The sequence below is a fragment of the Streptomyces sp. NPDC018964 genome (genome assembly GCF_044390325.1).
GTDB lineage: Bacteria > Actinomycetota > Actinomycetes > Streptomycetales > Streptomycetaceae > Streptomyces.
The window spans coordinates 116,149-130,615 of the sequence record NZ_JBIRYZ010000011.1 but is presented as its reverse complement, the minus strand read 5'-3'; the positions used below and the strand labels follow the sequence as shown (position 1 = coordinate 130,615).

At 72.1% G+C, this 14,467-nt stretch carries 15 protein-coding genes and 1 pseudogene; 11 read left to right on the top strand and 5 right to left on the bottom strand.

Annotated elements, in window-relative coordinates; genetic code table 11:
* The first annotated feature begins 33 nt into the window (after nt 1–33).
* Nucleotides 34–1,251, top strand: a complete 1,218-nt coding sequence (locus ACH5AO_RS20540; RefSeq protein WP_398926590.1) for an alpha/beta hydrolase — start codon at nt 34–36, stop codon at nt 1,249–1,251.
* A gap of 66 nt (nt 1,252–1,317) precedes the next feature.
* Nucleotides 1,318–2,166, top strand: a complete 849-nt coding sequence (locus ACH5AO_RS20535) for a DUF4429 domain-containing protein (RefSeq protein ID WP_398926588.1) — start codon at nt 1,318–1,320, stop codon at nt 2,164–2,166.
* Between the two features lie 108 nt (nt 2,167–2,274).
* Here ACH5AO_RS20535 and ACH5AO_RS20530 read toward each other — a convergent pair whose 3' ends face one another.
* Both ACH5AO_RS20530 and ACH5AO_RS20525 read right to left on the bottom strand, forming a co-directional pair.
* A complete protein-coding gene (locus tag ACH5AO_RS20530; RefSeq protein WP_398926868.1) occupies nt 2,275–3,291 on the bottom strand; it encodes an aldo/keto reductase in 1,017 nt (338 codons plus the stop codon).
* Nucleotides 3,291–3,761, bottom strand: a complete 471-nt coding sequence (locus tag ACH5AO_RS20525; protein WP_398926586.1) for a MerR family transcriptional regulator — start codon at nt 3,759–3,761, stop codon at nt 3,291–3,293. The genes ACH5AO_RS20530 and ACH5AO_RS20525 overlap by 1 nt, the downstream gene beginning before the upstream one ends.
* A 96-nt stretch (nt 3,762–3,857) precedes the next feature.
* Here ACH5AO_RS20525 and ACH5AO_RS20520 point away from each other — a divergent pair.
* Nucleotides 3,858–4,223: pseudogene (locus tag ACH5AO_RS20520) on the top strand (GNAT family N-acetyltransferase); the annotation flags it as partial.
* A 21-nt stretch (nt 4,224–4,244) separates the two neighbouring features.
* Nucleotides 4,245–5,066: a serine hydrolase domain-containing protein gene (locus ACH5AO_RS20515; RefSeq protein WP_398926867.1), complete on the top strand. Its 822-nt coding sequence runs from the start codon at nt 4,245–4,247 to the stop codon at nt 5,064–5,066.
* Between the two features lie 60 nt (nt 5,067–5,126).
* On the opposite strand, the gene ACH5AO_RS20510 is transcribed toward ACH5AO_RS20515, so the two are convergent.
* Nucleotides 5,127–5,396 (bottom strand): hypothetical protein, encoded by a 270-nt coding sequence (locus ACH5AO_RS20510; RefSeq protein ID WP_398926584.1) that lies wholly within the window; start codon nt 5,394–5,396, stop codon nt 5,127–5,129.
* A 356-nt stretch (nt 5,397–5,752) separates the two neighbouring features.
* A complete protein-coding gene (locus ACH5AO_RS20505) occupies nt 5,753–6,409 on the bottom strand; it encodes a pirin family protein (protein WP_398926866.1) in 657 nt (218 codons plus the stop codon).
* 62 nt (nt 6,410–6,471) lie between these two features.
* Between ACH5AO_RS20505 and fasR the strand changes: the two genes are divergently transcribed.
* The 5 genes from fasR (at nt 6,472) to fabF (ending at nt 11,414) form a co-directional block, all read left to right on the top strand.
* Nucleotides 6,472–7,677, top strand: a complete 1,206-nt coding sequence (gene fasR, locus ACH5AO_RS20500) for a fatty acid biosynthesis transcriptional regulator FasR (protein ID WP_398926582.1) — start codon at nt 6,472–6,474, stop codon at nt 7,675–7,677.
* Between the two features lie 89 nt (nt 7,678–7,766).
* On the top strand, nt 7,767–8,678 hold the full coding sequence (locus ACH5AO_RS20495) for an ACP S-malonyltransferase (RefSeq protein WP_398926579.1): 912 nt from the start codon (nt 7,767–7,769) through the stop codon (nt 8,676–8,678).
* A gap of 22 nt (nt 8,679–8,700) precedes the next feature.
* A complete protein-coding gene (locus tag ACH5AO_RS20490) occupies nt 8,701–9,702 on the top strand; it encodes a ketoacyl-ACP synthase III (RefSeq protein ID WP_398926577.1) in 1,002 nt (333 codons plus the stop codon).
* An 80-nt stretch (nt 9,703–9,782) separates the two neighbouring features.
* Nucleotides 9,783–10,031: an acyl carrier protein gene (locus tag ACH5AO_RS20485; protein WP_085571157.1), complete on the top strand. Its 249-nt coding sequence runs from the start codon at nt 9,783–9,785 to the stop codon at nt 10,029–10,031.
* A 111-nt stretch (nt 10,032–10,142) separates the two neighbouring features.
* Nucleotides 10,143–11,414 carry a beta-ketoacyl-ACP synthase II gene (gene fabF, locus ACH5AO_RS20480; protein WP_398926575.1) on the top strand — a complete coding sequence of 424 codons (1,272 nt, stop codon included), beginning with the start codon at nt 10,143–10,145 and terminating at the stop codon, nt 11,412–11,414.
* A 252-nt stretch (nt 11,415–11,666) separates the two neighbouring features.
* On the opposite strand, the gene ACH5AO_RS20475 is transcribed toward fabF, so the two are convergent.
* The gene (locus ACH5AO_RS20475) at nt 11,667–12,161 is read right to left on the bottom strand and encodes a DUF3145 domain-containing protein (protein WP_398926573.1); all 495 of its coding nucleotides are present in this window, start codon (nt 12,159–12,161) and stop codon (nt 11,667–11,669) included.
* A 270-nt stretch (nt 12,162–12,431) separates the two neighbouring features.
* Between ACH5AO_RS20475 and ACH5AO_RS20470 the strand changes: the two genes are divergently transcribed.
* On the top strand, nt 12,432–13,343 hold the full coding sequence (locus tag ACH5AO_RS20470) for an SGNH/GDSL hydrolase family protein (RefSeq protein WP_398926571.1): 912 nt from the start codon (nt 12,432–12,434) through the stop codon (nt 13,341–13,343).
* Between the two features lie 15 nt (nt 13,344–13,358).
* Complete coding sequence (locus tag ACH5AO_RS20465) at nt 13,359–14,336, top strand: aldose epimerase family protein (protein WP_398926569.1); 978 nt, start codon at nt 13,359–13,361, stop codon at nt 14,334–14,336.
* Nucleotides 14,337–14,467 lie beyond the last annotated feature (131 nt).

Here is a 14,467-nt window from a genome sequence, read left to right as displayed (position 1 = left end):
GAGACACGTCCGTTCTCCTAGTGTGTCCTCCCAGTGACTTCCTTCGACACCTCCCCGCAACTGAACGTCTGGCGCGCGCTGCTCGCGCTCGCCGTCGTTTTCGTGATGCTGGCGACCACGGGCTGGACGGCGCTGCGCCATCAGCGTCACCCCGCTCCGCTCCAGGCGTCGCTCGACGCCTGGGAGCACGGCCGGATAGGCGGCCACCGGCTGCCGGACCCGCAGTCGGCGCCCGCGCGGCTGGCCCGGTTCTTCGCCTCGCTCACCGAGGGGCAGCGTGCGAGTCTCGCCCGCCGCTATCCGCTCGCGGTCGGCAACATGAACGGCGCGCCGGTCCAGCTGCGTTACCGCGCCAACCGCATCGCGCTGGGGCAGGCCCGCAGGGTCGAACTCGGACGCGTGCACGACACCCGTCTCACGGCCTCGGGCCAGTGGCAGGCCGCGCGCCGGCTGGACCGCTTCGAGGCGCTGATGCGCCCCGGCCGGCACATCCTCGCCTTCGACCCGGCGGGCCCCGGCCGGGTCGCCGAGGTCCTCGGCGACCTGCGCGGGGCCGAGCGGATCTCGGTCGTCGTCCCCGGCGTCGACACCGACCTGCTGACCTTCCAGCGCACCCGGCGCGCCCACTCGGCCCCCGTCGGCATGGCGAGGTCCCTGTACGCGGCGGAGCGCGACGCCGCTCCCTCGACCCGGACCGCCGTGATCGCCTGGGCCGACTACACCGCCCCCAGCGGAGTCGGCATGGACGCGGCCACGGCGATGCGCGCCGAGGACGGCGCGCTGCGGCTGGACGCGCTGGTGCGCGGACTGCCCGGGATCGCCCCGGTCTCGCTGTTCTGCCACAGCTACGGTTCGGTGGTGTGCGGCGTCGCCGCACACCGGCTGCCGGAACGGGTGGCCGACATCGCGGTGGCCGGCAGCCCCGGCATGCGGGTCGAGGAGGTGTCCCAGCTGCGCACCACCGCCCGGGTGTGGGCGATGCGGGACGCCGACGACTGGATCCAGGACGTGCCGTACCTGGAGCTCGGCGGTCTGGGGCACGGGGCCGACCCGGTGGCGGCGGGGTTCGGTGCGCGGGTGCTGTCGGCGCGGGAGGCGAAGGGACACGCCGGGTACTTCGAACCGGGCACGGACAGCCTGCGGAACTTCGCCGAGATCGGTGTTGGCGCATACCTCGCGGTGTCCTGTGCGGGCGAGAACGACGTCTGCCGGGCGGGTTTGTCCGGTACGACCACTACCGGACGCGCGTAGAGGCGGAGATACTGCGGTATGCGCGGGGAGGGAACGGAGAAGCTCGTGCCGCATACGATGAGCCGCATGGGTGATGTACTGGCCGGATTTCATGCCGCCTGGGAGTTCGGGTCCGACTCCGTGCTCATCCGTTACGAACGGGGGATCCGAACGCCCAAGCTGTTCCAGGCGCTCGGGGAGCGGCGTGTTCCGCTGGAGGCGATCGAGGGGGTGTCCCTCGCGCCCGGCAAGCGCGGGACGGTGGTCCTGCGGATCGAGCTCCGGCCCGGGGCCGATCCGCTGCTGGAGGCCGCCTCCGGGCAGTTGAAGGAGAGCAGCGACCCCTACCGGCTGGTGCTGCCCGCCGAACGCGAGACGCTCGCCGAGTACTACGCCGACGAACTGCGCGCGCAGCTGTCCGAGTCCGGGCCCGCCGAACGCCATCTGGTGGCCGCCCCCGAGGTGCCGCTGCAGTTCAAGGCGTACGACGGCAAGGCGACCTTCGACGGTACGGCGGTGTCGTTCCGGTGGTTCTGGACGGGGGCGTCGTCGGCGAAGTGGAAGGCCGGCGACCAGCGGTTCGCGGTGGGTGAGCTGAGCGGGGTGGAGTGGCGGTCGCCGGAGGTGTTCGAGGGGCACCTGCGGTTGCTGCGGCGGGACGCGGGGGCGCCTTCCGGTCAGCCCGATCAGGATCCGGCCGCCGTGGTGTTCGGGCTGGGGTACGGGCCCGTGCACGAGTCGTTGCCGTTCGCGGCGGCCGTGCTGGCGGCGGTGCGCGACTGTGCGCCGGTGCCGGCGGTGTCCACGGCGCGGGCGCGCCGGGACCCCGCGGACATCGCCGACCGGATCCGGCACTTGGGGGAACTCCACCAGGCCGGCCTGGTGACCGATGAGGAGTTCTCCTCCAAGAAGGCGGAGTTGCTCGCGGAGCTCTAGCGTCCTGCCCGGTGCGGTTCTGCCGTGGCCTCAGGCCGTCCGTGGCCGGTCGCGCCCACGCGGCGGGGCCGCACACCGGTGCGGCCCCGCGTTCCCGGGGACGTCGTCCTACTCCCGTCCCGCGGAGACGAAGGTCATGTCCGCGTAGCGGGGTCCGGACACCTCGGACGCGATGGGCTCCAGGAGGGCCAGTTCCTCCGCCGTCAGTTCGATGCGGGTCGCCGCCGTGTTCTCCTCCACCCTGGCCGGCCTGCGGGTGCCCGGGATGGGGACGACCGGGAGGTTGTGGACCTGCGACCGCTGGTGGACCCAGGCCAGGGCGATCTGGCCGGGGGTGGCGCCATGGGCCTCGGCCACGGAGCGGACCGGTTCCAGGAGGGCCGCGTTGGCCGCCGCGTTGTCGCCCGTGAAGCGGGGCTGCTGGCGGCGGAAGTCGTCGGCCGTGAGGTCCTGGTCGGCATTGACGAAGGAACCCGTGAGGAAGCCTCGCCCCAGCGGCGAGTACGGGACGAGGGTCACGCCCAGTTCACGCGCGGCCGGTACGACCCTCGCCTCGATGTCCCGGCTGAACAGCGACCACTCCGACTGCACGGCGGCGATCGGGTGCACCCCGTGCGCGGCGCGCAGTTCGTCGGCCGTGACCTCGCTCAGGCCCAGCTGCTTGACCTTGCCCTCGCGCACCAGCTCGGCCATGACGCCGACGGTCTCCTCGATCGGCACGTTCACGTCGCGCCGGTGCATGTAGTAGAGGTCGATCACGTCGACGTCCAGGCGCTTCAGGCTCGCCTCGACGGCCTCGCGGATGTACGGCGCGTCGTTGCGGATGATCCGCCGGGTCGGGTCCTCCGGCGGGATCGACAGGGCGAACTTGGTGGCGATGACCACCTCGTCCCGGTGCGCCTTGAAGAAGGGGGCGAGGAACCGCTCGTTGTCGCCCGCGCCGTACGCGTCCGCCGTGTCGTAGAGCGTGACCCCGAGTTCCAGGGCCCGCTCCAGGGTCGCCCGGGAGGCGTCCGCGTCCGTGGGCCCGTACGCGAAGCTCATGCCCATGCAGCCAAGGCCCTGCACGCCCACCTCGGGGCCGCCCCCGCCCAGTACGGCCGTGCCGATCCTGGCGTTGGTCATCATGCCCTCTCCGACGCCAGGGCGCGCCCGGCGTCCGCGTAGAAGTCGATCTTCCGGTCGAGCACGGCGAGCGTGCCCTGGAGTTCGGCGATCCGGGACAGTACGTCCTCGCGGGTCTGCTTCAGCAGCTCGAAACGCTCGGTGTACGTGTGGTCGCCCGCGCGGACCAGTTCCGCGTACCGCACCATGTCCGCGACCGGCATCCCGGTCAGGCGGAGCTTGCCGACGAGGGCGAGCCAGTCGAGGTCGCGGTTGCTGTAGCGGCGCTGGCCGGTGTGGGACCGGTCGATGTGCGGCATCAGTCCGATGCGCTCGTACCAGCGCAGGGTGTGCGCCGTCAGCCCAGTGAGGGCGACGACCTCGCTGATCGTGTACCTGTCCGCGCCGTCCGGTCGTCGATTCCCCTGCGGCGGCCCGACGCAGGTGTCCGCGCCGGGCCCCGTGGTGGTCTCCGTCTCCGTCACCGTCATGGTCCCCACGCTAGAACGCTGGAGTGCACTCCAAGCAAGCGGCGAAGGTGAGAAACGGGCAGGACGGGGAGGTCCGCGGCTGATCGGCGTACGGCCATGACCTCTGTACGCCGTGCGACACCGGAGGAAGCGCTCCGTCCGCACCGGGTGGTGATCGACTCGATGCCCCTGTCCGAGCCGGACGGCACCTTCGTGGCGTTCGTCGTGGACCACCCGGAGCGAGCCGGGCACGCCGGCGGCCGGCTCGCTGGAGTACCGCGTCGGCGGCACACGCGATCCGCACGGCACCGACCCGGACGCCCGCCGTCGCGGCTACGCACGCGCCTGCGGGAGACGCTGCTGGAATGGTTCCGCGAGCACGGTGCCCGGCGGGTCCGCCTCACCGCGTCCGCGCAGGCGGAGCCGCTGTACGTCGCGCCGGGCTTCAGGCCCCGGCCGGACCCGTTGCCGGAGCTGATCCTCCGAGCGCTTAGGCTCGACGGCATGTCGCTGAAGAGCCTCGCGTTGATCGAGAACTGGCCGGTTCCCACCGCCGCGGCGGGTGTCGTACGGGCGGACGGCACCGTCCTCGGCACCCACGGCCCCGCCGGTCACCGCTTCCCGCTGGCCTCGGTCACCAAGCCGCTCGCGGCGTACGCGGTGCTCGTGGCGTACGAGGAGGGCGCGATCGAGCTGGACGAACCGGCGGGCCCGGAGGGCTCGACGGTCCGGCACCTGCTCGCGCACACCTCGGGGCTCGCCTTCGACGAGCACAAGGTGACCTCGGCACCGGGTGAGCGGCGCCTGTACTCCAACGCCGGGTTCGAGCAGCTCGGCGACCATGTCGCGAAGGCGACGGAGATCCCGTTCGCGGAGTACCTGCGGCAGGCGGTGCTGGAGCCGCTCGGCATGACGTCGACCTCGTTGACGGGCTCCCCGGCGAAGGACGCCGTCTCCACGGTGGACGACCTGCTGCGCTTCGCGGCCGAGGTGCAGGCCCCGCGCCTGCTGGACCCCCGCACGGTCGCCGCGGCGATGACGGTCCAGTACCCCGGCACCAAGGGCGTCCTGCCGGGCTACGGCCACCAGAACCCCAACGACTGGGGCCTCGGCTTCGAGATCCGGAACTCCAAGTCGCCGCACTGGACGGGCGCCTCGTCCTCCCCGCGCGCCTTCGGCCACTTCGGCCAGTCGGGCACGTTCCTGTGGACCGACCCCGACGCGGGCGTGGCCTGCGTGGCCCTGACGGACCGTGCCTTCGGCCCCTGGGCGATCGAGGCGTGGCCGCCGTTCACCGACGCGGTGCTGGCGGAGCTGCGCGGCTGAGCCCCGCGCGCCGGCCGGTGGCCCCACGGCCACCGGCCGGCTCCGGCTTCCTTGTACCGGTCACCCGCCCGTCGGCGGCTGGTCCTTCACGGGAAGGGCCCACAGGACCCAGAACGGGTCGTTCCAGTCGCAGTAGAAGTTCACCCATCCCTGGGCGAGGAGTTCCTGCCCCGCCTCCGCGCACTCGAGCTGGTCCACCGTCCCACCGACCATCTGGTAGCCCCAGGGGTCGGTCACGGCGGCGGACGCCGAGCCCGCGGTCAGCGGAATGGCGACCATCGCGGTGCCGACCGCGGCAGCGGCCGCGATACGGGAACGCCACGACTTCATACATCTCTCCTCAGGGAAGGAGCCGGCCCCGGCGACGCCGGCCACCGGCCCGGTACGACGTGCCGGAAAGTATGACGGTGGAATCATGACCGCGGTTCGACACACAGGGGATGTCAAGGTGAACGCGAACGGGTCAACTCATGGTCATGGGGGCGGAGCTGGCGTGACGTCACCTGACCGCGCCCGCCTCGGGGTTCGCCCTCGACGAGCACCCTCCGGCATCGGCCCAGGTACTCGAACCACACCGCCCTGCCCGCCCGTCGGGGCGGACGGTGACACCCCACCGGTCGGTGACGGCGTCCTCGATCGCCAGCCCGCGCCCGCCGAGCCCACCGCCGACGGCTCGCGCGGGTTCGTCACACCGCCGTCATCTCCCACACGAGCAGTTCCGCGTCCGTCGCCGCCACCGCGGTCGTTCCCTCGGCGTCCGTGAGGCGGGTCGCGTCGCCCGGGGTCAGGGTCTCGCCGTCCAGCGTCACCTCACCGCGCACCACGTGGACGTACACGTACGCCCCGTCCGGCACCGCCGTCCGCTCCCCCGCCGCCAGGCGGCGGACATGGAGCATCGCGCCCGCCTCCGGGAGGGCGTACGGGGTGGAGTCCGCTATGCCCCGGACGACCTCGTAGGACGGGTCGCCGCCGGGTTGCAGCGGGGCCAGCCACATCTGGAGGAAGGTGAGGGGGCGGTCGCCGGCGTTGCGTTCCACGTGGCGGACGCCCGACGCGGCGCTCAGGCGCTGGACGTCGCCGGGGCGGACCACCGTCTCCCGGCCCGTGGAGTCCCGGTGGGTCAGCTCGCCCTCCACCACCCAGGTCACGATCTCGGTGTGGCTGTGCGGATGCTCGTCGAAGCCGGCGCCGGGAGCCAGCCGCTCCTCGTTGCAGGCGATCACCGCGCCGAAGCGGAGGTTGTCCGGGTCGTAGTGGGGACCGAAGGAGAAGGCGTGGCGGGTCTCGATCCCGGCCGCCGGATCGCCGCCCTGGTAGCGCTCGTGCGCGCGCCGTACGTCCATCACGCCGTCCACCGTAGACCCGGCGACACGCGCGGCCGTACCGATAAGGCAGTCTTGTCCCCGTGCCCGAACCCGAAACCAGCACCAACGAAACCGCTGCGCGCCCCACCCATCCGCACGCCGCGACGTTGAAGCGGCTGCAGAAGTCGTCCGGCAGCCTCGCCGCGCAGGCGATCGCGCGGATGGACGAGACGCTGTCCTGGTACCGGGCCATGCCCCCGGAGAACCGTTCCTGGATCGGCCTGGTCGCCCAGGCGGGCATCGCCGCCTTCACCGAGTGGTTCCGGCACCCCGACGCCCCGCAGGCCATCTCCACCGATGTCTTCGGTACCGCGCCGCGCGAGCTGACCCGGGCGATCACGCTGCGGCAGACCGTGGAGATGGTGCGCACCACCATCGAGGTCATGGAGTCCGCCATCGACGAGGTGGCGGCCCCCGGCGACGAGAACATACTGCGTGAGGCGCTACTGGTGTACGCGCGGGAGATCGCCTTCGCCACGGCCCAGGTGTACGCCCAGGCCGCGGAGGCACGGGGTGCCTGGGACGCCCGGCTGGAGTCGCTGGTGGTGAACGCTGTGCTCAGCGGCGAGGCCGACGAGGGGGCCGTGTCGCGGGCCGCCGCCCTGGGATGGAACTCGCCCGAGCATGTGTGCGTGGTGCTGGGCACCGCGCCCGACGGGGACTCCGAACTGACCGTGGAGGCCATCCGGCGGGCCGCCCGGCACGCCAAGCTCCAGGTGCTGACCGGGGTGCTCGGCGACCGGCTGGTGGTGATCGCGGGCGGCAGCGACAACCCGCTCGCGGTCGCCAGGTCGCTGATCGGCCCGTACGCGGCGGGACCGGTCGTCGCCGGCCCGGTGGTGCCCGACCTGCTGGCCGCGACCCGGTCCGCGCAGGCCGCCGCGGCAGGGCTGAAGGCGTGCTCCGCCTGGCAGGACGCCCCGCGCCCGGTACTGGCGGACGATCTGCTTCCGGAGCGCGCGATCGCCGGAGACCCCTCCGCGCGTGAGCAGTTGGTGGAGGAGATCTACAGACCGCTGGAGGAGGCCGGGGCCGCGCTGCTGGAGACGCTCAGTGTCTATCTCGAACAGGCGAGCAGTCTCGAAGGCGCGGCGCGGATGCTGTTCGTTCACCCCAACACCGTTCGTTACCGGCTCCGACGTGTGACTGACGTCACCGGATGGTCACCCTCCGATGTACGCTCTGCGTTCACGCTGCGGATCGCGCTGATCCTGGGGCGTCTGGCTGATGGCGCTCTCCATCCCTGACCTTTTGTCGGGGCCCCACAAAAGCGCCTCCTGTTCTTCGTCCTTGTCCCCACGGGCGGCTGCGGCCGTCCCCAAGAGAGAGTGTGAGAGTGCTCGTACTCGTCGCTCCCGGCCAGGGTGCCCAGACTCCCGGCTTTCTGACTGAATGGCTCGCCCTCCCCGGTGCCGGGGAGCGCGTCGCCGCGTGGTCCGACGCCATCGGACTCGACCTCGTCCACTACGGCACGAAGGCCGACGCGGACGAGATCCGCGACACGGCCGTCGCCCAGCCGCTGCTGGTCGCGGCCGGGCTGCTGTCCGCCTCCGCGCTCGGGGACGTGGCACCCGGTGCCGTCGCCGGCCACAGCGTCGGTGAGATCACCGCCGCCGCCTTCGCGGGTGTCCTCGACGACACCGCCGCGCTCTCGCTGGTCCGCAAGCGGGGTCTGGCCATGGCCGACGCCGCCGCGATCACCGAGACCGGCATGGCGGCACTGCTCGGCGGCGACCCCGAGGTGACCGTGGCGCACCTGGAGAGGCTGGGCCTGACCCCGGCGAACATCAACGGCGCGGGTCAGGTCGTCGCGGCCGGCACCAAGGAACAGCTCGCCGCGCTGGAGGCGGACAAGCCCGAGGGCGTGCGCAAGGTCGTCGCGCTCAAGGTGGCCGGCGCCTTCCACACCCACCACATGGGCCCCGCGGTCGACACGCTGGCGAAGGCCGCCGAGGCCCTGACGCCGGGCGACCCGAAGGTCACCTACGTGTCGAACAAGGACGGCCGGGCGGTCGCGACCGGTGCCGAGGTGCTGGAGCGCCTGGTCGGCCAGGTCGCCAACCCGGTCCGCTGGGACCTGTGCATGGAGACCTTCAAGGAGCTCGGCGTCACCGCCCTCCTCGAGGTCTGCCCCGGCGGCACGCTGACCGGCCTCGCCAAACGTGCGCTGCCCGGCGTCAAGACGCTGGCCCTGAAGACCCCCGCCGACCTCGACGCGGCCCGCGAGCTCATCGCCGAGCACGCCTGACGCCCCTAAGGAGCCGACCCGCATGGCGAAGATCAAGCCCAGCAAGGGCGCCCCGTACGCGCGCATCCTCGGCGTGGGCGGCTACCGGCCCACCCGGGTCGTGCCGAACGAGGTGATCCTGGAGACGATCGACTCGTCCGACGAGTGGATCCGCTCGCGCTCCGGCATCGAGACCCGGCACTGGGCGTCCGCCGAGGAGACCGTCGCCGCGATGTCCATCGAGGCGTCGGGCAAGGCGATCGCGGACGCCGGGATCGACGCCTCGCAGATCGGCGCCGTCGTCGTCTCGACCGTCTCGCACTTCAGCCAGACCCCGGCCGTCGCGACCGAGATCGCCGACAAGCTGGGCACGGACAAGGCCGCCGCCTTCGACATCTCGGCCGGCTGCGCGGGCTTCGGTTATGCCTTGACGCTGGCCAAGGGCATGGTGGTCGAAGGATCCGCGGAGTACGTGCTCGTCATCGGCGTGGAACGGCTGAGCGACCTGACCGACCTGGAGGACCGGGCCACGGCCTTCCTGTTCGGTGACGGCGCGGGCGCGGTGGTCGTCGGCCCCTCCCAGGAGCCCGCGATCGGCCCGACCGTGTGGGGCTCGGAGGGCGACAAGGCCGAGACCATCAAGCAGACCGTGCCGTGGACGGACTACCGCGACGGGACCGTCGAGAAGTTCCCCGCGATCACGCAGGAAGGCCAGGCGGTCTTCCGCTGGGCCGTGTTCGAGATGGCGAAGGTCGCCCAGCAGGCGCTGGACGCGGCCGGGATCACCGCCGACGAACTGGACGTCTTCATCCCGCACCAGGCCAACGTGCGGATCATCGACTCGATGGTGAAGACCCTGAAACTGCCGGAGCACGTCACGGTCGCCCGTGACATCCGTACCACCGGCAACACCTCGGCCGCCTCGATTCCGCTCGCGATGGAGCGGCTCCTGGCGACCGGCGAGGCGAAGAGCGGCGACACCGCGCTCGTCATCGGCTTCGGGGCGGGTCTGGTCTACGCCGCTACGGTCGTTACCCTCCCCTAGGCACTCCGTGCCGGATCATGTGTCCGGTACGTGAGGAAGCACCGCCACACCCTCTGGAATCACAAAGAAGGAGCGCCACCATGGCCGCCACGGAGAAAGAGATCGTCGACGGTCTCGCGGAGATCGTGAACGAGATCGCCGGCATCCCGGTCGAGGACGTCGAGCTGGACAAGTCCTTCACCGACGACCTGGACGTCGACTCGCTGTCCATGGTCGAGGTCGTCGTCGCCGCCGAAGAGCGCTTCGACGTCAAGATCCCGGACGACGACGTCAAGAACCTCAAGACCGTCGGTGACGCGACGAAGTACATCCTCGAGCACCAGGCCTGAGCCCTGCCGGGCCTTCCGTCCGTACGGGAGGCCCGGGGGCCGGGACCCCGGCCCCGCCACCCGGCGGTGGCGCCGTACGCATCCTCGTAACACGTTGGAGAAAGAATTCCGATGAGCCCGACCAATCGCACCGTGGTCGTCACCGGTATCGGCGCAACCACACCGCTGGGTGGCGACGCAGCCTCGACCTGGGAGGGCCTGGTCGCCGGACGTTCCGGCGTCAAGCCCCTCACGGAGGAATGGGCCGCCGAGCAGGCGGTCCGTATCGCGGCCCGGGTGGCCGTGGAGCCCACCGAGGTCATCCCCCGGCCGCAGGCCCGCCGTCTGGACCGCTCGGCGCAGTTCGCGCTGATCGCGGCCAAGGAGGCATGGGCCGACGCCGGGTTCGAAGCCAGGGCGGGTGAGGACCCGGCCGTCGACCCTGACCGGCTCGGCGCGGTCATCGCCTCCGGCATCGGTGGGGTGACGACCCTGCTGGACCAGTACGACGTGCTGAAGGAGAAGGGCGTACGCCGTGTCTCCCCGCACACCGTCCCCATGCTGATGCCGAACGGCCCGTCCGCGAACGTGGGTCTCGCGGTGGGCGCCCGCGCCGGTGTGCACACCCCGGTCTCCGCGTGCGCGTCGGGGGCCGAGGCCATCGGTTACGGCATCGAGATGATCCGCACCGGCCGGGCCGACGTCGTCGTCGCGGGCGGCACGGAGGCGGCGATCCACCCGCTGCCGATCGCCGCGTTCGGCAACATGATGGCGATGTCCAAGAACAACGACGACCCCGAGGGCGCCTCGCGTCCCTACGACGTCGCCCGGGACGGCTTCGTCATGGGTGAGGGCGCGGGCGTGATCGTCCTGGAGTCCGCCGAGCACGCGGCCGCGCGCGGTGCGCGTGTCTACGCGGAGGCGGTCGGGCAGGGCATCTCGGCCGACGCGCACGACATCGTGCAGCCGGAGCCGGAGGGGCGGGGCATCTCGCAGGCCCTGCTGAACCTGCTGGAGCGGACGGATCTCGACCCGGCGGAGATCGTGCACGTCAACGCGCACGCGACGTCCACGCCGGCCGGTGACATCGCGGAACTGAAGGCTCTGCGGAAGGTGTTCGGGGACGACGCGGACCACTTCGCGGTCTCCGCGACGAAGTCGATGACGGGTCACCTGCTGGGCGGGGCCGGTGGGGTGGAGTCGGTGGCCACCGTGCTCGCGCTGTACCACCGGGTGGCTCCGCCGACCATCAACGTCGAGAACCTCGACCCCGAGGCCGAGGCGGCCGCGGACGTCGTCCGTGGTGAGGCGCGGAAGCTGCCCGTGGACGGGCGGATCGCCGCGCTGAACGACTCGTTCGGGTTCGGCGGGCACAACGTGGTGCTGGCGTTCCGGTCCGTGTGACCGGCGTCGGTCTGAAGGGCCCTCACCCTTGCCGGGGCGGGGGCCCTTTGCCATGCGGCGCTGTGGGGACGTACCAGGAGTTTTCTGCCCCCGCCGCCCCTGCCCGTCCCTTCCTCGAGGGGCTTCGCCCCTTTGACCCCATGGGAGCGCGGTCGGGTGCGGGTCCGTCGGGGCTGAGCGCGCCCGCGCGGCGGAGCCGCAGTCGGTACGGCCCCGCGCCCCTTCCGGGGCGCTCCACCCTCTCGGTGTTCTCTAGACCACCTGGTGGAGCCAGCGGACCGGGGCGCCTTCTCCCGCGTACCTGAAGGGTTCCAGTTCGTCGTCCCAGGGCTTGCCGAGGAGTCTGGCGATGTCCGACTCCAGGTCGGTCTCGCCGGTCCGGGAGCGGACCAGGGCGGCGCGGAGGCGGTCCTCGGGGATGAGGATGTCGCCGTGGATGCCGGTGACGGCGTGGAAGATGCCCAGATCGGGGGTGCAGCTGTAGCGCTCGCCCTCGGCGGTGGGGCAGGGCTCGGAGGTGACCTCGAAGCGCAGCATCTGCCAGCCGCGCAGCGCGGAGGCGAGTTTGGAGGCGGTTCCGGCCTGGCCCTGCCAGGAGAACTCCGAGCGCCAGGTGCCGGGCGCGGCGGGCTGGCGGATCCAGTCCAGGCTGACGCGCGTGCCGAGCACCCCGGCGACGGCCCACTCGACGTGCGGGCACAGCGCGCGCGGCGCGGAGTGCACGTACAGAACTCCACGAGTCGTCACCGGAACCTCCGGGCTGAGCGGGTCGTCTTGGAACGGACGGAACGGGCGCGGCCCGGTCGGACCACGTTGATGGCGAGGCTACCGTGCGACGGCGCAAGGAGTGTGACGTACCGTCGGTCCCGGTGCCGGGAAACGTACGTCATTCACCCGGCAGGACGCCTGTGCGGGTGGGGGCGGGAACCGCAGGACGTCTGTGCGGGTGGGGCGGGAACCCTCGTGCGTTGTCATGGGTGGGGGACGGACGGACCACGACCCACGGGGAGGCTACGGATGGAGCAGGCGAGGCGGAGGCGCGGGCGCCCTTCACGGGCCGTGCTCGCCGTGGTGACGGCCGCCGCGCTGGGCGTGGCCGGCTGCGATGCCGTCGGCGGTGACTCCCCCGCCCCGTCGGGCACGGGGGCGCAGGAGGGGCGGCCGTCCCCGAAGCCCACGCCCGTGTGGGACACCAGTCCGGAGTCGGTCGCCGCCGTGGGGGACTCCATCACGCGCGGCTTCGACGCGTGCGGGGTGCTGGTGGACTGCCCCGAGGTGTCGTGGGCGACGGGCGGCAGCGAGGAGGTCGACAGCCTCGCCGTACGGCTGCTGGGGCGGGCGGGGGCGGCCGGGCGGAGCTGGAACTACTCGGTGACCGGGGCCCGGATGGCGGATCTGCCGGGGCAGATGGCGCGGGCGGTGCGGCGGAGCCCGGAGCTGGTGGCGGTGATGGCCGGGGCGAACGACGCCTGCCGGGAGACGACGTCGGCGATGACGCCGGTGGCGGACTTCCGCGCCGACTTCGAGGAGGCGATGCGCACGCTGCGCGAGGCGCTGCCCAAGGCGCAGGTGTACGTGGCGAGTGTGCCGAACCTGAAGCGGCTCTGGTCGCAGGGGCGGACCGATCCGCTGGGCAAGCAGGTGTGGAAGCTGGGGATCTGCCCGTCGATGCTGGGCGACGCGGACGCGATGGACGCGGCGGCGACACTGCGGCGCGAGACGGTGCGAAAGCGCGTGGAGGACTACAACGAGGTGCTGGAGGAGGTCTGCGCCGAGGACCGCCGCTGCCGCTTCGACGGCGGCGCGGTGTACGAGTTCCGTTTCGGCACCGACCAGTTGAGCCACTGGGACTGGTTCCACCCCAGTGTCGACGGGCAGGCCGAGCTGGCCGAGATCGCGTACCGGACGGTCACCGCGAAGCAGCCGTGACTTATTGTTTCGCGCATGAACGAACTCTTCGGCACACTTTCCGACGGCACGCCGGTGCACCGGTGGACCCTGGAGCGGGCGGGCGTACGGGTACGGATCCTGTCCTACGGCGGGATCGTGCAGGACGTCGAGGTGCCGGACCGGGACGGGCGGACCGGGAACGTGGTGCTGGGGTTCTCCGACCTGGACGGCTACCTCCGGCACCCGGAACCCTTCCTGGGCGCCCTGATCGGCCGGTACGCCAACCGGATCGCCGGCGCCCGCTTCTCCCTGGAGGGGCGGGAGCACACCCTCGCCGCGAACAACGGGCCGAACTCGTTGCACGGCGGTGAGCGGGGCTTCGACAAGCGGGTGTGGGACGTCAGCCCGGTCGAGCACGGCCTGCGGCTCTCCCTGGTCGGCGAGGACGGCGAGGAGGGCTTCCCGGGCCGTCTGGAGGTCTCCGTGACGTACACGCTGGACGAGCGGGGCGCGCTGGGGATCGCGTACGAGGCGGTGACGGACGCGCCGACGCACGTGAACCTGACGAACCACTCGTACTGGAACCTGGCCGGCGCCGGCTCCGGCAGCGCGGCCGGGCACGAGCTGCGGCTCGCGGCCTCCCGCTACACCCCGTCGGACGCGGACCTGATCCCGAGCGGTGAGCTCGCCGACGTCTCCGGCACCCGCTTCGACTTCCGCACGGCGCGGAAGGCGGGCACCGGGTACGACGACAACTTCGTGCTCGACAAGGGGGTGACGGCGGCCGCCGAGGAGGTCGCCGAGCTGTACGACCCGGCGTCGGGCCGGGTGCTGACGGTGGCGACCACCGAGCCCGGCATGCAGCTGTACACCGCGGACCACATCGGGGAGCCCTTCGCCCCCGGCGACGGCATCGCGCTGGAGACCCAGCACTTCCCCGACTCCCCGAACCGTCCGGAGTTCCCGAGCACGGTGCTGAGGCCGGGCGAGGTGTTCCGGTCCGAGACGGTGTACGGCTTCGCCGTGCGGTAGCCGAGGCGGCGCGGGCCGCCGCGCACATGAGCCCCGGTCCGGGGTCAGGGTCCCGGGCCGGGGCTGCTCATGTGGGTGCTTCCCGGATCAGACGTTAATCGCTGCGGTGACTTCGTGGTCCTCGATCGGCA